General features: G+C 72.5%; 19 protein-coding genes. 13 read left to right on the forward strand and 6 right to left on the reverse strand.

Going from position 1 to position 20,875, the window contains the following annotated elements; all coding sequences use genetic code 11:
* The first annotated feature begins 82 nt into the window (after positions 1-82).
* From ACFYR0_RS16595 to ACFYR0_RS16625, 7 genes are all read left to right on the forward strand, one after another.
* Complete coding sequence (locus tag ACFYR0_RS16595; protein WP_389327583.1) at positions 83-697, forward strand: TetR/AcrR family transcriptional regulator; 615 nt, start codon at positions 83-85, stop codon at positions 695-697.
* A gap of 166 nt (positions 698-863) precedes the next feature.
* Positions 864-2,021 carry an acyl-CoA dehydrogenase family protein gene (locus tag ACFYR0_RS16600; RefSeq protein WP_389327586.1) on the forward strand — a complete coding sequence of 386 codons (1,158 nt, stop codon included), beginning with the start codon at positions 864-866 and terminating at the stop codon, positions 2,019-2,021.
* A gap of 35 nt (positions 2,022-2,056) precedes the next feature.
* Positions 2,057-2,932, forward strand: coding sequence for an acyl-CoA thioesterase (locus ACFYR0_RS16605; protein ID WP_389327589.1), 876 nt, complete (start codon positions 2,057-2,059; stop codon positions 2,930-2,932).
* 55 nt (positions 2,933-2,987) lie between these two features.
* Positions 2,988-3,920, forward strand: a complete 933-nt coding sequence (locus ACFYR0_RS16610; protein ID WP_389327591.1) for a LuxR C-terminal-related transcriptional regulator — start codon at positions 2,988-2,990, stop codon at positions 3,918-3,920.
* Between the two features lie 562 nt (positions 3,921-4,482).
* The gene (locus ACFYR0_RS16615) at positions 4,483-4,887 is read left to right on the forward strand and encodes a nuclear transport factor 2 family protein (protein ID WP_389327593.1); all 405 of its coding nucleotides are present in this window, start codon (positions 4,483-4,485) and stop codon (positions 4,885-4,887) included.
* Between the two features lie 58 nt (positions 4,888-4,945).
* Positions 4,946-5,848, forward strand: a complete 903-nt coding sequence (locus ACFYR0_RS16620; protein ID WP_389327596.1) for an alpha/beta hydrolase — start codon at positions 4,946-4,948, stop codon at positions 5,846-5,848.
* On the forward strand, positions 5,845-6,669 hold the full coding sequence (locus ACFYR0_RS16625; protein WP_389327599.1) for an NAD(P)H-binding protein: 825 nt from the start codon (positions 5,845-5,847) through the stop codon (positions 6,667-6,669). Before ACFYR0_RS16620 ends, ACFYR0_RS16625 begins: the two co-directional genes overlap by 4 nt.
* A 26-nt stretch (positions 6,670-6,695) precedes the next feature.
* On the opposite strand, the gene ACFYR0_RS16630 is transcribed toward ACFYR0_RS16625, so the two are convergent.
* Together ACFYR0_RS16630 and ACFYR0_RS16635 are read right to left on the reverse strand one after the other, a co-directional pair.
* Complete coding sequence (locus tag ACFYR0_RS16630) at positions 6,696-7,484, reverse strand: phosphatase (RefSeq protein WP_389327602.1); 789 nt, start codon at positions 7,482-7,484, stop codon at positions 6,696-6,698.
* Positions 7,485-7,575: 91 nt separating this feature from the next.
* On the reverse strand, positions 7,576-9,036 hold the full coding sequence (locus tag ACFYR0_RS16635) for a PucR family transcriptional regulator ligand-binding domain-containing protein (protein WP_389327605.1): 1,461 nt from the start codon (positions 9,034-9,036) through the stop codon (positions 7,576-7,578).
* A 235-nt stretch (positions 9,037-9,271) separates the two neighbouring features.
* Between ACFYR0_RS16635 and speB the strand changes: the two genes are divergently transcribed.
* From speB to ACFYR0_RS16650, 3 genes are all read left to right on the forward strand, one after another.
* The gene (gene speB / locus ACFYR0_RS16640) at positions 9,272-10,240 is read left to right on the forward strand and encodes an agmatinase (RefSeq protein WP_389327608.1); all 969 of its coding nucleotides are present in this window, start codon (positions 9,272-9,274) and stop codon (positions 10,238-10,240) included.
* Positions 10,237-11,922, forward strand: coding sequence for a thiamine pyrophosphate-binding protein (locus ACFYR0_RS16645; RefSeq protein ID WP_389327610.1), 1,686 nt, complete (start codon positions 10,237-10,239; stop codon positions 11,920-11,922). The genes speB and ACFYR0_RS16645 overlap by 4 nt, the downstream gene beginning before the upstream one ends.
* Positions 11,923-12,042: 120 nt before the next feature.
* Complete coding sequence (locus ACFYR0_RS16650; protein ID WP_389327613.1) at positions 12,043-12,483, forward strand: hypothetical protein; 441 nt, start codon at positions 12,043-12,045, stop codon at positions 12,481-12,483.
* On the opposite strand, the gene ACFYR0_RS16655 is transcribed toward ACFYR0_RS16650, so the two are convergent.
* Together ACFYR0_RS16655 and ACFYR0_RS16660 are read right to left on the reverse strand one after the other, a co-directional pair.
* The gene (locus ACFYR0_RS16655) at positions 12,467-12,694 is read right to left on the reverse strand and encodes a DUF397 domain-containing protein (RefSeq protein WP_389327616.1); all 228 of its coding nucleotides are present in this window, start codon (positions 12,692-12,694) and stop codon (positions 12,467-12,469) included. The two genes, ACFYR0_RS16650 and ACFYR0_RS16655, sit on opposite strands and share 17 nt — an antisense overlap.
* Positions 12,687-13,481, reverse strand: coding sequence for a Scr1 family TA system antitoxin-like transcriptional regulator (locus ACFYR0_RS16660; protein WP_389327619.1), 795 nt, complete (start codon positions 13,479-13,481; stop codon positions 12,687-12,689). The genes ACFYR0_RS16655 and ACFYR0_RS16660 overlap by 8 nt, the downstream gene beginning before the upstream one ends.
* A gap of 333 nt (positions 13,482-13,814) precedes the next feature.
* Here ACFYR0_RS16660 and ACFYR0_RS16665 point away from each other — a divergent pair, with 333 nt between their 5' ends.
* Positions 13,815-14,177: a hypothetical protein gene (locus tag ACFYR0_RS16665; RefSeq protein WP_389327622.1), complete on the forward strand. Its 363-nt coding sequence runs from the start codon at positions 13,815-13,817 to the stop codon at positions 14,175-14,177.
* 19 nt (positions 14,178-14,196) lie between these two features.
* Here the strand turns inward: ACFYR0_RS16665 and ACFYR0_RS16670 are convergent, their stop codons facing one another.
* Positions 14,197-14,787 carry a hypothetical protein gene (locus tag ACFYR0_RS16670; RefSeq protein WP_389327625.1) on the reverse strand — a complete coding sequence of 197 codons (591 nt, stop codon included), beginning with the start codon at positions 14,785-14,787 and terminating at the stop codon, positions 14,197-14,199.
* 212 nt (positions 14,788-14,999) lie between these two features.
* Positions 15,000-15,803 (reverse strand): endonuclease I family protein, encoded by an 804-nt coding sequence (locus tag ACFYR0_RS16675; protein ID WP_389327628.1) that lies wholly within the window; start codon positions 15,801-15,803, stop codon positions 15,000-15,002.
* A gap of 187 nt (positions 15,804-15,990) precedes the next feature.
* Here ACFYR0_RS16675 and ACFYR0_RS16680 point away from each other — a divergent pair, with 187 nt between their 5' ends.
* The gene (locus tag ACFYR0_RS16680; protein WP_389327631.1) at positions 15,991-16,833 is read left to right on the forward strand and encodes a serine hydrolase; all 843 of its coding nucleotides are present in this window, start codon (positions 15,991-15,993) and stop codon (positions 16,831-16,833) included.
* Between the two features lie 246 nt (positions 16,834-17,079).
* Positions 17,080-20,793, forward strand: a complete 3,714-nt coding sequence (locus ACFYR0_RS16685; RefSeq protein WP_389327634.1) for an ABC transporter ATP-binding protein — start codon at positions 17,080-17,082, stop codon at positions 20,791-20,793.
* The last annotated feature ends 82 nt before the right edge of the window (positions 20,794-20,875 follow it).

Consider the following 20,875-nt stretch of genomic DNA (forward strand, 5'->3'; position numbering starts at 1 on the left):
GGATCCCCTCACCTTGTTAATGAGCGTTAACGCATTTCCAACAGGTTAACGACCGCTAACCCCCCTGTCTAGAATTGCCCGCATGGCCACCAGAACCGACGCCCCCACCCGCCGTGAGCAGATCCTCAAGGAGGCCGCCCGGCTGTTCGCCGAGCGCGGCTTCCACGGTGTCGGCGTGGACGAGATAGGCGCCGCGGTCGGCATCAGCGGCCCCGGGCTCTACCGCCACTTCCCGGGCAAGGACGCGATGCTCGCGGAGCTGCTGGTGGGGATCAGCGGCCGGCTGCTGACCGGCGCCGAGCTCCGGGTGGCCGAGGCCGACGGCATGCCGGGGCCGGAACTGCTGGACTCGCTCATCGAGGGCCATATCGACTTCGCCCTCGACGACCGGCCTCTCATCACCCTGCACGACCGCGAGCTGGACCGCCTGCGCGACAGCGACCGCAAGCTGGTGCGCCAGCTCCAGCGGCAGTACGTCGAGCTGTGGGTCGAGGTGGTCCGGACCTGCTACCCGGGCCTCGCCGAGCCCACCGCCCGCTCCGCCGTCCACTCGGTCTTCGGCCTGCTGAACTCCACCCCCCACCTCGGCCGTCCGGGCTCCCTCCCCGGCCGGGGCGCGACGGCGGAGCTGCTGCACCGGATGGCGCGCGGGGCCTTCGCGGCGTCCGCGGGAGGGCCCGCGGAGGGGCCGGCGTGACGAGCATTACGGGGCGGCATCCCTGGACGCCCCTCCCTACCGGCCGGTACGGTGTCTGAGCAAGCGCTTAGCCATCAGGGTGCCGCGACCATCGTGCGCGGACCCCGGCGGCTGGCTACCAGGTAGGCGAGAGCGGCGCCGTCCAGGCGCAGAGGAGGGCGGCGGCGTGCGTCGTACGGTGTTCAACGAGGACCACGAGGCGTTCCGGGAGACCCTGCGGGCCTTCATCGAGGCCGAGGTCGTCCCGGTCTACGACGAGTGGTTCGCCGCCGGCCAGGCGCCGCGCGACTTCTACTACAAGCTCGCCGAGCTCGGCGTCTTCGGCATCCGCGTCGACGAGGAGTACGGCGGCGCCGGCATCGACTCGTACAAGTTCGAGGCCGTCCTGTACGAGGAGACCGCCCGCGCGGGCGTCAACTTCGGCGGCTCCGGCGTGCACGTGCTGCTCGGCCTGCCCTACATCAAGCTGCTCGCCAACGACGAGCAGAAGAAGCGCTTCCTGCCGAAGTTCGTCTCCGGCGAGGAGATGTGGGCCATCGCGATGACCGAGCCGGGCACCGGCTCCGACCTCGCGGGCATGAAGACCACCGCCAGGCTCTCCGAGGACGGCACGCACTACGTCCTCAACGGCGCCAAGACCTTCATCACCGGTGGCGTCCACGCCGACCGCATGATCGTCTGCGCCCGCACCTCCGCGCCCACCAAGGAGGACCGCCGCCACGGCATCTCCCTCTTCGTGGTGGACACCAAGGCCGAGGGCTACTCCGTCGGCCGCAAGCTCGACAAGCTGGGCCTGAAGACCTCCGACACCGCCGAGCTGGCCTTCGTCGACGTCAAGGTCCCGGTCGAGGACCTCCTCGGCGAGGAGAACAAGGGCTTCTACTACCTCGGCCACAACCTCGCCTCCGAGCGCTGGGGCATCGCCTTCGGCGCCTACGCGCAGGCCAAGGCCGCGGTCCGGTTCGCCAAGCAGTACGTCCAGGAGCGCGTCGTCTTCGGCCAGCCGGTCGCCGCCTTCCAGAACACCAAGTTCGAGCTCGCCGCCTGCCAGGCCGAGGTGGACGCGGCCGAGGCCGTCGCCGACCGCGCGACGGAGGCCCTCGACGCGGGTGAGCTGACCCCCGCCGAGGCCGCCTCCGCGAAGCTGTTCTGCACCGAGGTCGCCCACCGCGTGATCGACCGCTGCCTCCAGCTGCACGGCGGCTACGGGTTCATGAACGAGTACCCGATCGCCCGCCTGTACGCGGACAACCGCGTCAACCGCATCTACGGCGGCACCAGCGAGATCATGAAGACGATCATCGCCAAGGACATGGGCCTGTAAGGCCCCGGCAACCACTGGCGTATACAACTGACTTCATGAGCCAGGCACTCCAGGATCTCCTCGATCTGCTCGACCTCGAGCAGATCGAGGAGAACATCTTCCGCGGCCAGTCCCGGTCCGCCGTCGTCCCCAGGGTCTTCGGCGGCCAGGTCGCGGCCCAGGCGCTGGTCGCCGCCGGGCGCACGGTCCCGGCCGACCGGCCGCCCCACTCGCTCCACGCGTACTTCCTGCGCATGGGCGACCCGGGCGCGCCCATCGTCTACAACGTCGAGCGCATCCGCGACGGCCGCTCCTTCACCACCCGCCGGGTGGTCGCGGTCCAGCACGGCAGGCCGATCTTCTCGCTCTCCGCGTCCTTCCAGGAGCACGAGGAGGGCATGGACCACCAGGCGCCCATGCCGCCCGCGCCCGACCCGGCGGCACTGCCCACCTCGCAGGAACGCTTCCGCGGCTACGACCACCTCGACCCCCGGGTCGTCGAGCACTTCCTCGCCGCGCGCGAGGCCATCGACCTGCGTTACGTCGAGGAGCCGCCCTACGGGCAGTACGGGGAGCCGCGCGAGCCGCACTCCCAGGTGTGGTTCCGCACCAACGGCAAGCTCGACGGCCCCGTCGACGGCCCGCTGCTGCACATCGTCCTCGCCACGTACGTCTCCGACATGACCCTGCTCGACTCGGTCCTGCTCGCGCACGGCCGCGGCGGCTGGGCGGTCGGCGACGTGGTCGGGGCCTCCCTCGACCACGCCATGTGGTTCCACCGGCCCTTCCGCGCCGACGAGTGGCTGCTGTACGACCAGGAGTCGCCCTCGGCGTCGGGCGGCCGCGGCCTCGGCCAGGCCCGCATCTACACCCAGGACGGCCGGCTCGCGGTGTCGGTGATCCAGGAGGGCGTCGTCCGGGTCCCCCGCTGACGGAATGCGCGGAGGCGGGCCCGGCGTTCCCCGTATCCACTGTGGGGAGGGGACGATGAGCCTGGTCGGCCTGGGCCTGACCGACAAGCAGGAACGCCTGTACCGCTATCTGTTACGCAACCCGGGTGCCGACCCGTACACCGCCGCGGCGGAGCTCGGCGTGCCCGACGTGCGGCGCACGGCCGCCGAGCTCGGCGCGCTGGGACTGCTGGAGGGCGAGCTGACCGCCGTCGCCCCGGCGCTCGCGGTCGACGCGCTGGTACGACGGCGGCTGGAGCACGCCCAGCGCCAGTTCACCGAGCTCAACGCGGTCTGGGACGTGCTCACCGAACTGGCCGAGGAGCAGCGCAGCGGGCGGCGGGTGCAGATGGTCGAGCATCTGGCGGACGGGCGGGAGGTCACCCGGCGCATCCGTGCGCTGCTGGCCGCCGAGCCCGGTGAGTTCGCCCGCGTCAAGGTTCTCGCCCACGACGCGGAGCCGGGCCACCGGTCCGAGCCCTTCGCCCGGCTGCTGGCCCGCGGCCTGCGCAGCCGCACCGTGTTCTCCGCCCACGCCCTGATCTACCCCGAGCAGCTGGACCACGCCCGGCGCATGCACGCCCTGGGCGATCTGCACCGGGTGGCCACCGAGCGCCTGCGCCGTCTGGCGGTCGTCAACCACGCCGTCGCCTTCGTCCAGGCCGACCCGACGGGCAGCCCCGGGACCGGTGCCGTGCAGATCCGCCAGCCCGGCCTGGTCGCCCTGCTCGACGACGTGTTCGAGGGCCTGTGGAACCGGGCCCGCGACCTGGACGACCAGCCCCTCACCCCCATCGAGCAGCAGGTCCTGCACTCCCTCACCACACACCGCACCGACGAGGCGGCGGCCCGTTCCCTGAACATCTCCGTCCGCAAGTTCCGCGCCCACGTCGCCGACCTCATGACCCGCCTGGGCGCGAACACCCGCTTCCAGGCGGCGGTACGGGCGACGGAGCGCGGCTGGCTGTGAGCCGAGCGGTTCCGGGGCGGGTCCGCGTGCGGCGCGGGTCCCGGGGCCCGACGCGGCACCCGTGTTCCGGTCGCGGACCTGCGCGCCTGGCGGGGCGCACCCGCCTCCCCGGGTCGGGTTCTCGCTCACCGCGGGGTCATGCGCGTGCCCGGTGCGCGCCCTCGTTCCTGGCGTTCCACCGGCGTCCCGGGCGTCGCCCCCTTCCTGGCAGCCCGGCAGCCCGGTAGAGCCCGGCGCGGGGTCCTGGTCCGGCGGGGCCTCGCGGTCCCTGTACGGGCATCTGCGGGTGCCCGGTCCGGCGGGTCCTCGCGGGCCTGTGAGGTGTCCCGGTACACGCCCCCGCGTGCCCGGCGCGGAGTCCTGGTCCGGTGGGGCCGGGCCCCGTGCGCCACCCGCGGGTGCCCGGTCCGGCGGGTCCCTCGCGGACCCGTGCGGGCGCCCGCTGCACGCGGCGTCGGCTCACCCCCCCCCGCCGCCGGAGGCACCCGTGCAGGTTCCTGCACCCGAAGTTGCATCCTGTGCCTCTCCCTCGGCGCGGGGCTGGGGCGACAGCATGATCCGTATGGATCGTTTCGACGTCATCGACACCTGTACCCGCATGGCCTGGCACGCCGACCGGCGTGAGTGGGGGCTGCTGCCCGGGGTGTTCGCGGACAAGGTGACCCTGGACTACACGAGCCTCGACGGAGGCGAGCCCGTCACCCTCGCCCCTGGGCAGATCGCCGAGGGCTGGCGGGACGCGCTCGGGGTGTACACCGCGACCCACCACCTCCTCACGAACCACCTGGTCACGCTCGACGGCGACACCGCCGTGTGCACGGCCGCGTTCCAGGCCTCGCACCGCAAGCCCGACACCTCCGTGTGGACACTGCACGGCACCTACCGCTTCGACCTGGCCCGCACCGGCGCCGGCTGGCGCATCACCGCCGTGGTGATGACCGCGCTGTGGAGCGACGGGGAGCGATGAGGCGGGGCCACTTCGGCAGCACCGACGGACCGATCACGCGAGCCACCCTGGAGTACGCATGACACGCAAGAACAGGGTCACCTTCGACAGCGAGGGCGTCACCCTGACCGGCAACCTGTTCCTGCCCGAGGGCACCGAAGGCGGTGACGGCGGCCCGCTGCCCGCGGTCGTGGTCGCCGGGACCTGGACCAGCGTCAAGGAGCTCATGGCCGACCGCTACGCCGAGCGACTGGCCGGGCGCGGCTACGCGGCCCTGTCCTTCGACTTCACCGGCTTCGGCGAGTCCGGGGGCGAGCCCAGGGACGTGGAGAACCCGGCACGCAAGGTCCGCGACATCCGCCACGCGCTGACCTTCCTGGCCGGCCACCCGCGGGTCGACGGCGGCCGGCTGGGCGCCCTCGGCATCTGCGCGGCGGCCATGTACATGGCCGACACCACGGCCCAGGACCCCAGGGTCGGTGCCCTGGCCCTGGTGGCCCCGTGGCTGCACGACGCGGCGGTCTGCGAGGCCGCGTACGGCGGCGCGGAGGCCGTCGCCGAGAAGATCAAGGCCGGCCAGGAGGCCCGCGTCCGCCACGACGACACCGGCGAGACCGAGTACGTGCCCGTAGTCTCCGCCACCGACGAGCGGGCGGCCATGCCGTACGACATCGACTTCTACCTCAACCCCGGGCGCGGCGGCATCCCCGCCTGGCCCAACCGGTTCGCCGTGATGGCCTGGCAGGACTGGCTCACGTACGACTCGATCGCCCTCGCCCCCCGGATCGACCGGCCCACCCTGCTGGTGCACAGCGAGGACGCCGCGATCCCCGAGGGGGCGCGCCGCTTCCACGCGGGCCTCGCCGGGCCCCGGGACATCCTGTGGACCGAGGGCACCCAGTTCGACTTCTACGACCGGGAACCCCAGGTCACGATCGCCGTCGACGCCGTGGCCGCGCACTTCGGAAGGACCCTGCGTTGATTCTCGTCACCGGAGCCACCGGAAACGTCGGCGGCGAGGTCGTCCGCGCCCTCGCCCGCGCCGGGGAGCCGGTTCGCCCGCTCGTGCGCCGCCCGGTCGAGGGCCTGCCGGGCGGGCAGGCCGTCGGCGACCTGAACCGGCCCGAGTCCCTCGAACCCGCCCTCGACGGCGTACGGGGCGTCTTCCTGCTGCCCGGCTACCAGGACATGCCCGGTCTGCTGGCCCGGATGAGGCGGGCCGGGGTGGAGCGGGTGGTGCTGCTGTCCAGCCTCGCCACCGTCGCCACCGACACCCGCAACGCCGTCTCGGAGTACATGATCGCCTCCGAGACCGCGGTCCGGGAGTCCGGGCTGGCCTGGACGTTCCTGCGGCCCAACGCGTTCATGTCCAACGCGCTGCGCTGGCTGCCGCAACTGCGCGCGGGCGACGTCGTCCGCGACTCCTTCGGCACGGTCCCGGTGGCCTCCGTCGACCCGTACGACATCGCGGCCGTGGCCGTGCGGGCCCTGCTCGACCCCGGGCACGAGGAGCGCGTCCATCCGCTCAGCGGTCCCGAGCCGCTGCTGCCCGCCGAGCGGCTGGCCCTGCTCGCCGAGGCGCTCGGCCGCGATCTGCGCTTCCACGCCCTGTCGGACGAGGAGGGCCGGGCGGACATGGCGGCCGCCGGGGTGCCGGAGGCGTACATCCACGCCTTCTTCGGCTTCTACGCCGACGGCACCCTGGACGAGTCCCAGGTGTACCCGACCGTGGAGAAGGTGACCGGCGCCCCGCCGCGGAGCTTCACGCAGTGGGCCGCCGCGCACCGGGCGGACTTCGCCTAGGGCCCCGGGACGGCGGGCCCCGGAGGTCAGTCCAGGCCCGCCGCCGCCAGCAGGTACGCCGTCATCGGGTCGTAGTAGCGCGGACTGACCACATGGTCGTCGAGCGGCACCGTCACCTGGACGGTGCCCTCGGACTCGGCGAGGAAGAGGGCCGGGTCGTTGCAGTCGGCGTAGCCGACGGAGTCGACGCCGTGCTGACCGGCGTAGCCCGCCCAGCCGTGGTCGGCGACCACCAGGTCGGGCAGCGGACGGCCCTCGCGCTCCAGGGCGGTCAGGATGGCGCGCATGGGTTCGCCGGAGTGGGTGTGCCAGAGCGTGGCACCGTGCTCCAGCACGGCTACGTCCGCGAACTGCATGACGTAGCCCTCGTCGGTCTGGAGCCCGTCGGGGATGACGACGATCTCGCAGCCCGCCGCGCGCAGGGCGGCGGCGGTCGCGCGGTGGACGTCGAGCAGACCGCCCGGGTGACCGGTGGCGAACAGCACGCGCTGACGGTCCTCGGCCGCCTTGCGCAGCCGCGCCGCCAGCCGGTCCAGGGCGTCGACGGTCAGCTCCGGGTCGATGGTGTCCTGGCCGTAGCGGTACTCGGGGTCGTCGTTGACGCCGCAGCGCTCCGCCATCACCGCGAGCACGTCCTGCTCGTCGGTCCAGCGGTCGCCCAGCTCCAGGCCGAGCCAGAAGTTGCGGACGCCGTTGGCGAGCTGGCGGTAGTGGGAGAGGTTGTTCTCGCGCGGGGTGGCGACATCGCCCGCGATACGGGTTCTGACGAGGTGTTCGACGAGCTCGTCGCGGCTGGGAGTCCCGGGTATCGGCATGGTCCCCATTGTGAGGCAGACCTCCCCGCCGGTCCCGGCCGTCCCGCACGCTGGGACATGCGTCACTTCGCCCTGTGACACCCCTGTCACATCAGTGCTCCTGCCGCAGCGCGAACCACAGCTCCATCCGCACGTCGGGGTCGTCCAGGTCCGTGCCGAGCAGGGCCGCGCACCGCCCGACGCGCTGGCGCACGGTGTTGCGGTGCACGGACAGGGCGACCGCCGTGCGGTCCCAACTGCCGTGCAGGGACAGCCAGGTGCGCAGTGTCTCCACCAGGGCCGGGCTGTCCGCGAGCGGGGCGAGCAGCGTGGCCGCCCAGCTCTCGGCGTCCGCCCGGGGCACCAGGCCGGCCAGCCCGCCGCGGGTGCCGTGCCGGACCAGGGCCTCCCGGGTGGCGCGGGCGCGGGCCAGGGCGCGGGCGGCCTGGGTGTCGGCGGCCTGCCACTCGGCCGGCCCGACGGCGGCGCTCACCCCGAGCGTCCACCCCGGCTGCGGTCCGGGCTCACGCCCGGCGGGCAGCAGTACCCGGACGACCTCCTCGCCCAGGTCCACCAGCGGGGAGCCCAGCGCCGCCCCGAGCGCGGACGCGGCCACCGGGTCGACCGCGCCGGGCCCCTCCGGGCGGGCGTGCGCCACCCGCCACGGCCCGCCGCCGAGCAGCCCCGCCACCTCGCCGGGCGCGGCGCCCAGCAGCAGCCGGACGAGGGCGGAGGAGCGGGCCGCGCCCGTGCCGCTCTGCTGCTCGCCGGTCAGCAGCGTGAGCAGCACGGCGGCGACCGAGGCGATGGTGTGGTCTCCGGGATCACGCCGGGGCGCCGCCACGGCGAGCACGAACCCGGGCTCGGCGCCGAGCGCGTAAGCGGTCAGGTGGGCCCCGGCGAAGGTGTCGCTGGCGCTCGCGGAGGAGCGCGCGAGGAGCGTCCCGGCCAGCTCCGCCAGGGCCGCGTCCGTACCGGGCCCCGGCGCCCGCCCGGCCGAGGCGATCTCCGTGCCCTCCGGGCCGAGGAGCACCGCCCGCCCCGCGACCCGCCGGGCGAGCTGCCGCAGCACCGACGGCACCGGGTCGGGGCGGGCCGCGGCGGCCGCCAGGGACTGCTGGGCCTCGGTGACCCGGCGCAGCTCGGCCGTGCGGGCCCGCGCCATCAGCTGCCACACGGCCCGCGCGATCCCGGAGAACGTGGTCCGCGGCGGCACCTCCAGCAGCGGCAGCCCGTACCGGTCGCAGGCCGCGACCAGGGCCCGCGGCACGGTGTCGTGCACGGGCACCAGCCCGAAGCCGAGGGCCGCGCCGCCCGCGGCGACGATCCGGGACACATACGCGTCGAAGTAGTCCCCGGGGTCCGCGGCCGCCGGGACGTGCACGCCCGCCGTCAGCAGCAGCTCCCCGCCCAGCAGATACGGGTACGGGTCGGCCATCTCCGAGGTGTGCGCCCAGTGGACGACGGCACCCGGCTCCGAGGGCCCGGCGATCTGGCGCAGACCCAGGTCCTCACGGGCCAGCAGGGCGGTGAGGGGCACGGGTGGCGTGGGCGGGACGGCCGGCTCCGGCATGGTGTGCGTTTCCTCCATCCCGTACGGCTCGAATGGATGAAACGTACTCTTCGCAGCCGCCGCCCTGCCACCTACTGTCGATCGCGCGCGGGCGGCCGCGGCCACGGTGGGACCGGGTCGGCGAGCCCCGTAGAGTCGTATGAAAGCAGTACATACGCGAGGAAGCGCATGAAGCGCAGGTACGCGTATGAAGCGCAGGTAAGCGTATGAAGCGCAGGAAAGAAGGCATCTGACCATGAGCAGCAGCGAGACGCCCCGCGGCCCCGTCGACTCCTCGCGCATCCCGCGGTACGCCGGTCCCGCGACCTTCGCGCGGCTGCCCCGCCTGGACGAGGTCGGCACCGCCGACGTCGCCGTGGTGGGCGTGCCGTTCGACTCCGGCGTCTCGTACCGGCCCGGCGCCCGCTTCGGCGGCAACGCCATCCGCGAGGCCTCCCGGCTGCTGCGCCCCTACAACCCGGCGCAGGACGCCTCCCCCTTCGCCCTCGCCCAGGTAGCGGACGGCGGCGACATCGCCGTGAACCCGTTCAACATCCACGAGGCCGTGGAGACCATCGAGGCCGCCGCCGACGACCTGCTCGGCACCGGCGCCCGCCTGATGACCCTCGGCGGTGACCACACCATCGCGCTGCCCCTGCTGCGTTCGATGGCGAAGAAGCACGGCCCGGTCGCCCTGCTGCACTTCGACGCCCACCTGGACACCTGGGACACCTACTTCGGCGCCGAGTACACCCACGGCACGCCGTTCCGCCGCGCGGTGGAGGAGGGCATCCTCGACACCGAGGCGCTCTCCCACGTCGGCACCCGCGGCCCGCTGTACGGCAAGCAGGACCTCACGGACGACGAGAAGATGGGCTTCGGCATCGTCACCTCCGCCGACATCTACCGCCGCGGCGCCGACGAGGTCGCCGACCAGCTGCGCCAGCGCATCGGCGACCGCCCGCTGTACATCTCCATCGACATCGACTGCCTCGACCCGGCCCACGCGCCCGGCACGGGCACGCCGGAGGCCGGCGGAATGACCTCCCGCGAGCTTCTGGAGATCCTGCGCGGTCTGGCATCGTGCAACCTGGTCTCCGCGGACGTCGTCGAGGTGGCCCCCGCGTACGACCACGCGGAGATCACGTCGGTGGCGGCCTCGCACACGGCCTACGAACTGACCACCATCATGTCCCGCCAGATTGCCGAGGCTCGCTCGAAGTGACTCACGACCACGACCTGGTTCTCCGCCCGACGGCCGCCCAGACCGAGGCCGCGCTGAACCCGCCGCCCGGCCGGCGCGGCGGAGACCTGGTCGTGGAGACACTGGCCGGACTCGGTGCGACCACCGTGTTCGGCCTGCCCGGGCAGCACGCGCTGGGGATGTTCGACGCGCTGCGCCGCTCGTCCCTGCGCTATGTGGGCCTGAGGATCGAGAACAACGCGGGCTTCGCGGCGGACGCGTACGGCAGGGTCACGGGCGAGGCGGCGCCCCTGCTGCTGTCGACCGGTCCCGGCGCGCTGACGTCCCTGGCAGCCCTCCAGGAGGCGGCGGCGGCCTCGGCCCCGGTCCTCGCGATCAGCAGCCAGATCCCGACGGCGGGCCTCGGCGGCGGCCGTCACGGCTACCTCCACGAACTCCCCGACCAGGCCGCCTCGTTCCGGGGCGTGGTCAAGTCGGTCCACACGGTCCGCACCCAGTCGCAGATTCCCTCCGCGATCGAGGCCGCCTGGAAGTCGGCGCTGACCGCCCCGCACGGCCCGGTGTGGGTGGAGATCCCGCAGGACGTCCTGCTGGGCCCGACCGCGATCCCGGTCGTCACGGGCGGCGACGCCTTCCCCGAGGAACTCCCGCCGCGCCCCGAACTCACCGCCCTCGCCGCCCACTGGCTCTCCACCGCCGAGCGTCCCGCGGTCATCGCGGGCGGCGGAGTGGTACGCGCGGACGCCTCGGGCAAGCTGAGGAGACTGGCGGAGACCCTCCAGGCTCCGGTCGTCACCACGCCCGGCGGCAAGGGCGCCTTCCCCTGGACCCACCCGCTGTCCCTCCAGTCCTGGATCGAGGACCGCCACACCACGGACTTCCTGGAGGACGCGGACGTCCTGCTGGTGGTCGGCTCGGGCCTCGGCGAACTCTCCTCGAACTACCACACGTTCAGGCCCCGCGGCCGGGTCGTCCAGATCGAGGCCGACCTCGGCAAGCTGGAGTCCAACCACCCGGCGCTCGGCATCCACGCGGACGCGCGCCTCGCGCTCCAGGCCCTGCTGGAGACGGTGTCGCGCCGGGAGGACCCCACGGCCCCGGAGCGGGTCCGCACGGTCCTGACGAAGGTCCGCGACCGCATCGCCGCCCAGGAACTCACCCTGGAGCAGGAGCTGCTGGCGTCCGTACGCCGGGCCCTCCCCGCAGACTCCCCGTCCTTCTGGGACATGACGATCCTGGCGTACTGGGCCTGGTCCGCCTTCGACGCCAAGGGCCCCAACCTGATGCACTCCGCCCAGGGCGCGGGCGGCCTCGGCTACGGCTTCCCCGCGGCCCTCGGCGCGGCGGTCGCCGATCCCACCCGCCCGGTCCTCGCCGTCTCCGGCGACGGCGGCGCCCTGTACTCGATCGCCGAGCTGGCGACCGCGAAGCAGCACGAGCTGCCGGTGACCTGGCTGATCGTCGACGACGGGGGCTACGGCATCCTGCGCGAGTACATGACGGACTCCTTCGGCGAGGCGACGGGCACGGAACTGTCCCGTCCCGACTTCGTCGCCCTGGCGGAGTCCTTCGGCGTACCGGGCGTCCGCACCACCCCCGAGACCCTGGAGGCCGACCTGTCGAAGGCCCTGACCGCGCCGGGGCCGTCGGTGGTCGTACTCCCCGCCGTGCTGCGGATGTTCGCGCCTACGCATCTGGGCTGAGCAGTCGATCCCCACGGGGCTGTGCTCCGAAGTCGTGGATCGGGCTCCAGGGAGTCGGTAGGAGGACTTGCGCCGACCGGAAACCTTGTCCCGCAGCTCGTCGGCGGGTGAGGTGGTGCCATGACCGCCTCGTATCCCTCCTTCCTGCCCCTGCTGATCGGCGTCGTCGTCGGCGCCGTGACCGCCTTCGGTCTCGTCGGATACGGCTTCTCGGCGATCGGCGGGGGCGGCCCGGCAGTCGTGGCGCGCCGTGGCGCCGCACTTACCGGAGCGCTCGCCGCGATCGCCTACGTCTGGGGCCTGGTCTCGCTCTTCCTCGACGAGAGCGGCACCGCCCAGGCCTGCCTGGACGCGAACCCGTCGCTGTACGGGCAGGTGAACGAGTACCGCGTGTCCTATCTGCCACCCGCCCTCGACTGCCGTCTGTCGTCGGGTGGTTCCTACGCGGCGGCCGTTCCCGGCTTCGTCACGCCCGTGATGACGGGCTGCGCGGTGATCGCGGTGACGCTCGCCCTGATCGCCGTCGCGGAGCACCGCAGCACTGCTACGCGCCCGAGCTGAACGCGCTGTCCTTCACCGCCGCGACGAAGCTCGCCCAGTCGGCGGGGGAGAAGACCAGCGCCGGGCCGTGGGGGTGCTTGGAGTCGCGGACGGGGATGCCGGAGTGGTAGCCGTCCAGGACTTCGAGGCAGCTGTTCGCTTCGGTGCCGCTGTAGGACGACTTGCGCCAACCGCTCAATATGGCCGCACTCGGGATTGTGTGCTCAGTCATGGTGTCCGTAGTCCTTCGCTGTCGCCTTCAGCAGGGCGAGTGACTCTTGCAGCGGCAACGCGTCGCTCAATGCGAGATGGTAGGCGCCCTGGAGGCGTTCGACGATGGCGGGGGAGTCGTGGACCTTACCGATCTGGAGGCCCTCGGAGTAGGCCACCGGCGGCTGGTCCTCGAACCACATCAGCGTCAGCATGCTGTTCAGGACCTGGTATGCGCCCACGCGGTACGGCATGACGTGGGTGCGTACCCGTCCGGCCTCGCCGAGGCGGACGATGTGCATGAGCTGCTCGGCCATGACCTCCGGGCCGCCGACAGGGCGTCGTAGAACGGCCTCGTCCAGCAGTGCCCACACCACGGGCGTCACCGGGTCGCTGAGGATTTTCGAGCGCTCGAGGCGTGTGACAACGAGCCTGTCACATTCCCTTTCACTCGCCGGGGGGTATCCGACGCTCAGGAGGGCCCGCGCGTACCCGTGCGTCTGCAAGATGCCGGGCACGAAGGTGGGTGCGAACTCGCGGATCGCCGTTGCCTGTTGTTCGAGCTGTCGGGCGGACTCGAAGTAGTCCTCCACGGCTGCCTGGTCCTGCGGCAGAAAGCTGCTCAACACATCCCCCGTGTTCAGCGCCCCATCCAGCCGCCGCGCGTCCTCGCGGGACGGCACCCGGCGGCCCGCCTCGATGTGCGCGATGTGCGAACGCGTCATGACCGCCATGTCGGCGAGCTGCTGCTGCGTCAGCCCCGCCGTCTCGCGCTGCTGCCTGAGCCAGTCACCGTACGTGTTGGTCATGGCCAACTCCCTTGTGACAAATGCCTGGTCACATCCGACCCCCTGGCGAGGCTAACCCGGCACCTCTCACTCTGTGAGTGGATCGCTACACAAAGCGAAGACCCCCGCGACCGTCCGACCGGTCCGGGGGCGTGGTCATCAACTTTCCCTAGGGGTCGACGACATGGGTCACCGTATCGCCGTTCTGTTCCGTCCGTGGCTGAAGCGGTGGCGCCGCCGCAGGGCCGCCGGGCCGACCGTCCTTCACACCGGTTTCCGGCCTCCGCAGCCGGTGCGGGCCGTGCCCGGCATCGGGATGGGCTCGTGCGGCTGGCCCCGTGCCGAGGTGACCAGGTGAGCGACGCGCGCCTGCTGCCCTGGGCCGGGACGGAGGGCAAGCCCTGTTATCTCGTCACCGACGGGACCGGCTATCTCTCGCGCGTGGCGGACACCATCGAGTCCGTGCAGCTCGGGATGGCCGGTGATCTGCTCGGCCACGCCGCCGACCTGCTGGCCGATCGCCGGGCGACCCCCGACCAGCTCCGCTACATGCTCGCCCGCATGCACGAGGCGCTGACGGACGTCCGGCGGGTCGCCGAGAGCCGGGGCGCCCGCCTGCCCGAGCCTGCCCGCGGTCATCATGACGAGCTCGACCTCGACCTCGGGCCTGACCGTCAGGATGACGCCGACGTCGGCATCGAGGCGCCACCGCCCTGACGCCCGGGGCCTCGCGGCCTCAGTCGCCGAAATCCCCGCCCCCCGTGTCCACGTCCCCGAAGTCCGGCCCGTCGGAGGCGCCCGGCGGGCCCGGACTGTCGCCGGCCACCCGTAGGCCGGCCCGGTGGGACAGGGCGACCCCCGCCATCAGGCCCGGCACGCAGGCCATCATCAGGGCGAATCCCGAAGCCATGTCGGCGACGACCGGGTGGCTGTCGACGTCGCCCGTGACGTGGGTCAGGATCGGCAGGGCGGGGATGTACCAGAAGATCCAGGTGCCGCACACCAGCATGAGGGTCGCGCCCTCGTGGGTCTCCGAGATCTCCTTGACGTCGCCGCGGGTGGCCCCGCGACCCGGCCACGCGACCGGGAACAGGGCCACCGCCTGGCAGGCCAGGCACGCCGCCTGGAGGACGGCGTACCCGGCGAGCGTCACGGGACGGGACCAGAAGTGGACGAGTCCGAGTACGGCGCACAGCAGCAGGGCCAGGTCGCCGATGACCACCAATCCGCGTCGGGACGTGAAGAGTTCGGCGAGCGCTTCACCGAGATCCAGCCAGTCCTCCAGCCAGAACCCCACTCTCCGTCTGAACCGCGAATCCCCGCTCATGAGCCGCCCCCGTCCAGCCGTCGTCGGGGCCATCATGCCCGCGCCGGGGGCGGCTCAAGTGCGTACCGGGCCTGCCGGATCGCGCCCGGCCGACGGCTCGGCGCACGTCGACGTAGTCCCCGGCCGACCTCGCCGTGGAGGTCGCGGAGTCGCCGCCGAAGTGCCGGTGCCAGTGGCCGTCAGCTTGGCGAGGCGGCAGGTCGGTTCGTGTCCTACCAGATCGCCTCGACCCACTCCGGGTGGTCGATGAACGGGTTCCGGTTGTGCTGGTACGTGTCGTAGATGACCTGGTTGCGGCGCTCCTCGAAGGCGTCCGGCGGGTCCTCGTCGTTCCAGGCCTTCAGGACGGAGAGGCGGCCGTGGTACGGCGTGCCACCGGTGTTCACCGCGTCCTTGGGCTCCAGGTTGGGCCAGCCGTCGGTGCCCTCGTAGCGGACGGCCATGTAGAGGATCATGCGGGCCACGTCGCCCTTGACCGCGTCGCGCGGCTCGAAGGAGTCGGAGTCCATCAGGCTGCCGCCGCTGTTGGTGAAGCTGCTGCCGCCGTTGTCGAAGTCCAGGTTGCCGCGCCGGGCGTTGACGGTGACGTCCTCCGGCCGGATGTGGTGCAGGTCCGTGCCGGGCCCGGCGGAGGTGCCGAAGTCGCCGTGGGACTGGGCCCACACGTGCTCACGGTTCCAGTTGCCGGTGTTGCCGCCGTTGAGCGACTTGCTGCGGGATATGCCCGAGTAGAGCAGCTTCACGTTGCTGCTGTTGCCGGGGTCCTGGTCGGTGACCTTCAGGGCCTCCCAGAGCGCCGAGTACGACAGCTTGGTCTGGCTGCTGATGATGGTGTTCAGCGACGACTTCAGGCTCGTACCGGTCTTGCCGATCGCGTTCTTGTAGTACGTCGAGTCGTACGCGGTGGTCGTCGCCGCGGCGGGGGTCGCGGTGAGGGCGGAGGCGGTCAGGCCGGCCAGGAGCGCGGCGGTGGCGAGCGCCACCGGCTTCCGGCGGCGAACACGTGACGTCGGCATGTGGGGTCCGATCTACGCGAGTTGATTGAGCGGCATCCGGAGGGTGACATGGACATGCGCTCAGTTGGATGAACGCATGATGACGCATGCATGACATGGTGGGAATCTCCGGGTCGGCCTCACCGGCTTCGCACAACAGTGCGTAGGCGTCGTACAACTATTCGTTGAACCCGCGAGTCATCTGGGCATGACTCACCGCAGACGCACGAAAGCGCTTGTCGTCGCCCTGGGCGCGGGCGTACTGATACCCGTCGCCGCCGCGCCCGCCGGGGCCGCCACCCCGACGGTCAGCTGTACGTCCGCCAAGGCGGGCCTCGCCGACAAGCTGAGGAAGGACATCCAGGCGGCCGTCAACGCCCGCGGCGGCACGATCGCGGTCGGCGTGTACGACCGCAGCACCAGGACCGTCTGCACACTGCGCCCGACCATGCGCTACGACTCGGCGAGCGTCGTCAAGGCCACCGTCCTCGCCGCCCTGCTGTACGACACGCAGAAGCAGGGCCGCGGGCTCACCGAGCGCGAGATGACGCTGGCCAGAGACATGATCACCAAGTCGGACAACGCCTCAACGACCACCCTGTGGAAGCAGCTCGGCGTCACGAGGATCAAGAGCTTCCTGACCGCCGCCGGCATGACCCACACCGTCCCGGGCGCCGACGGCTACTGGGGACTGACCCAGATCACCGTCACCGACGAGCAGAGGCTGCTGAAGCTGCTCACCGGCACCAGCGCCACCGTCCTCAGCGACGCCCGCCGCGCCTACGCCCTGAAGCTGATGCGCGAGGTCGTGTCCTCGCAGCGCTGGGGCACCCCGTACGGCGCCCCGTCCACGGTCACCAAGGCCCTGAAGAACGGCTGGCTGTCGCGTGCCAGCTACGGCTGGCGGGTGCACAGCATCGGCGCCTTCAAGGGCAACGGGCACGACTACTTCATCAGTGTCCTCACCCACGGCAACAGCTCGATGGACTACGGCATCGGCAGCATCCAGAGCATCGCCAAGGTCGTCCACCGCGACCTGCACGCGAGCTGACCCCGGCGGCCCGCCCCGGCCGGAGCCCCCGCCTCCGGCCGCCGTCCGCGGCCCCGGCTGCCGCCATCTGTCCGTCTGCCGCAGGGCCCGAGGGGCCCGCCGTCGCCAGCGGGCGGCACACCTCCGACCGCCTCCGGCACCTCACCCGCCGCAAGGGCCGGGAGGCCGATTGTTGCGGAGGGATGAAATCCGCTTTCCCGGGCGTTGGTGCCTTCCGGTAGATCAGGACGACTGGAGGGCACCGGCGTGGACGCGCAACGGGGATGGGCACGGAGACTGGCGGGATACGCCTGGCGGTATCCGAGGGACGTGATCCTGGCCCTGGCGTCCTCCCTGCTGGGCATGGCCGTGATGGCGATCGTGCCGCTGATCACCAAGGTGATCATCGACGACGTCATCGGGGACCGGACCCGGGACATGGCGCCCTGGGCCGGAGGCCTCGTCGGCGCGGCCGTGATCGTCTACGCCCTCACCTACGTCCGCCGCTACTACGGCGGCCGGCTCGCGCTCGACGTCCAGCACGACCTGCGCACGGACATGTTCGGGACGATCACCCGGCTCGACGGCCGCCGCCAGGACGAGCTGTCGACCGGGCAGGTCGTCGGCCGCGCCACCAGCGACCTCCAGCTGATCCAGGGCCTGCTCTTCATGCTGCCCATGACGATCGGCAACTTCGCGCTGTTCGCCGTCTCCCTGGTCGTGATGGCCTGGCTGTCCCTCCCGCTCACCCTCGTCGCGATCGCCGTCGCGCCCGCCCTGTGGTGGATCGCCCGGCGCAGCCGCGCCAGGCTGCACCCCGCCACCTGGTACGCCCAGGCCCAGGCCGCCGCCGTCGCGGGCGTGGTCGACGGCGCCGTCAGCGGCGTCCGCGTGGTCAAGGGCTTCGGCCAGGAGGACCAGGAGACCGGCAAGCTGCGCGAGGTCGGGCGCAGGCTGTTCGCCGGGCGGCTGCGCACCGTCCGGCTGAACAGCCGCTACACCCCGGCCCTCCAGGCCGTCCCCGCCCTCGGCCAGGTCGCCATGCTGGCCCTCGGCGGCTGGCTGGCCGTGCGCGGCAACATCACCCTCGGCACCTTCGTCGCCTTCTCCACCTACCTCGCCCAGCTCGTCGGCCCGGTCCGCATGCTCGCGATGGTGCTCACCGTCGCCCAGCAGGCCCGCGCCGGCAGCGAGCGGGTCCTGGAGCTGATCGACACCGAGCCGTCGATCAAGGACGGCACCAGGGAACTGCCCGCCGACGCGCCCGCGACCGTCGAGTTCGACGACGTCTCGTTCGGCTACGACGACGAGCGCCCGGTTCTCAAGGGGCTCTCCTTCGAGATCCGCCCCGGCGAGACCCTCGCCGTCGTCGGCTCCTCCGGCTCCGGCAAGTCCACCGTCTCCCTGCTCCTGCCGCGCTTCTACGACGTCACCCACGGCGCCGTCCTGATCGGCGGGCACGATGTGCGCGAGCTGACCCAGGACTCCCTGCGGGCCGCGATCGGCCTGGTCCCCGAGGACTCCTTCCTCTTCTCCGACACCGTCCGCAACAACATCGCCTACGGCCGCCCCGACGCCACCGACGAGCAGATCGAGCAGGCCGCCCGCACCGCCCAGGCGGACCGTTTCATCGCCGAGCTGCCCGCCGGTTACGACACCAAGGTCGGCGAGCACGGCCTCACCCTCTCCGGCGGCCAGCGCCAGCGCGTCGCACTCGCCCGGGCGATCCTCACCGACCCCCGGCTGCTCGTCCTGGACGACGCCACCTCGGCCGTGGACGCCCGCGTGGAGCACGAGATCCACGAGGCGCTGCGCGAGGTCATGGAGGGCCGCACCACCCTGCTGATCGCCCACCGCCGCTCCACCCTGAACCTCGCCGACCGCATCGCCGTCCTCGACGGCGGCCGCCTCGCCGACCTCGGCACCCACGAGGAACTCCAGGAGCGCTCGGCGCTCTACCGCCGGCTGCTCACCGACCCCGACGAGCTCGGCGGAGTCTCCCCGGGCCACACCAGGCCCGTCGAGCCCGCCGAGGACACCTCCGTGCGGGACGAGCTGGACGCCGAGTTCGACGCCGAGCGCGGCATCACCCCGAGGCTGTGGGCCGGCGAACGCGAACCCCGCGACGCCGCCCTGGCCGGCACCCCGGCCACGCCCGAGCTGCTCGCCCAGGTCGACGCGCTGCCCCCGGCCACCGACACCCCGGAGGTCGACGAGGCCCGCGCGGTGAGCGCCGAGGACCACTACGGCCTGCGCCGGCTGCTGCGCGGCTTCGGGCCGCCGCTGCTGATCAGCCTCGCCCTCGTCGCCATGGACGCGGGGCTCGGACTGCTGCTGCCGGTACTGATCCGGCACGGCATCGACAGCGGCGTCAGCGAGGCGGCGCTCGGCGCGGTGTGGGCCGCCTCCCTGCTCGGACTGGTCGCCGTGCTGGCCCAGTGGGCCGCGCAGACCGCCGAGACCCGGATGACCGGCCGCACCGGCGAGCGGGTGCTCTACGCGCTGCGGCTGAAGATCTTCGCCCAGCTCCAGCGGCTCGGGCTCGACTACTACGAGCGCGAGCTGACCGGCCGGATCATGACCCGGATGACCACCGACGTGGACGCCCTGTCGACGTTCCTCCAGACCGGCCTGGTCACCGCGTTCGTCTCGCTCGTCACCTTCTTCGGCATCATGGTCGCCCTGCTGGTGATCGACCTCGAGCTCGCCCTCGTCGTCTTCGCGAGCCTGCCACTGCTGATCGTCGCCACGTACTACTTCCGCCGCGCGAGCGTGAAGGCGTACGAGCTGGCCCGTGAGCGGGTGTCGGTGGTCAACGCCGAGCTCCAGGAGACAGTGGCCGGGCTGCGGATCGTGCAGGCCTTCCGGCGCGAGCGGGACGGCGCCCGGCACTTCGCCGAGCGCAGCGACAGCTACCGCCGGGCGCGTGTGCACGGCCAGTGGCTGATCTCGGTGTACTTCCCGTTCGTGCAGCTGCTGTCCTCCGGCGCCGCGGCCGCCGTGCTGATCGCCGGGTCCGGGCGGGTCGCCGAGGCCACGCTGACCACGGGCGCGCTGGTGGCGTACCTGCTCTACATCGACCTGTTCTTCGCCCCCGTCCAGCAGCTCTCCCAGGTCTTCGACGGCTACCAGCAGGCCGCCGTCTCCCTCGGCCGCATCCAGGAGCTGCTGCAGGAGCCGACCTCCACCGGGGCCGCCGACGCGCCGCGCGAGGTGCGCTCGCTGCGGGGCGAGATCGCCTTCGAGGACGTGCACTTCGCGTACGGTTCCGCCGACGAGCCGGAGGAGGCGCTCACCGGCATCGACCTGCGCATCCCGGCCGGGCAGACGGTCGCCTTCGTCGGCGAGACCGGCGCGGGCAAGTCGACGCTGGTCAAGCTGGTCGCGCGGTTCTACGACCCGACCGGCGGCCGGGTCACCGTCGACGGCGCCGACCTGCGCGGCCTGGACCTCACGGCGTACCGGCACCGGCTCGGCGTGGTGCCGCAGGAGGCGTATCTGTTCCCCGGCACCGTGCGCGACGCCATCGCCTACGGCCGCCCCGGAGCGAGCGACGCCGAGGTGGAGGCGGCCGCCCGCGCGGTCGGCGCGCACGAGATGATCGCCACGCTGGAGAACGGCTACCTCCACGAGGTGGCCGAGCGCGGCCGCAACCTCTCCGCCGGACAGCGGCAGCTGATCGCCCTGGCGCGCGCCGAACTGGTCGACCCGGACGTCCTGCTGCTCGACGAGGCGACCGCCGCGCTGGACCTGGCCACCGAGGCGCAGGTCAACCAGGCGACCGACCGGCTCGCGGGCCGCCGTACCACCCTCGTCGTCGCGCACCGGCTGACGACCGCCGCGCGGGCCGACCGGGTCGTGGTGATGGACCACGGCCGGGTCACCGAGGACGGCACCCACGAGGAACTGCTCGCCCTCGGCGGCCGCTACGCCGCGCTGTGGGCGACGTTCGTGGGTGAGCCGGTCCCCGCGACGAGCTGAGCCGGGGGCTCGGGCGCCCCAGTGCTCCGGGGGCCGGTGACCGCCGGCTCCCGGGCCCGTGCAACCATCCGGCACACGTCCC

Origin of the sequence: Streptomyces sp. NPDC005017, from assembly GCF_042873115.1 — a bacterium.
In the GTDB taxonomy this organism is placed as follows: Bacteria; Actinomycetota; Actinomycetes; order Streptomycetales; family Streptomycetaceae; genus Streptomyces.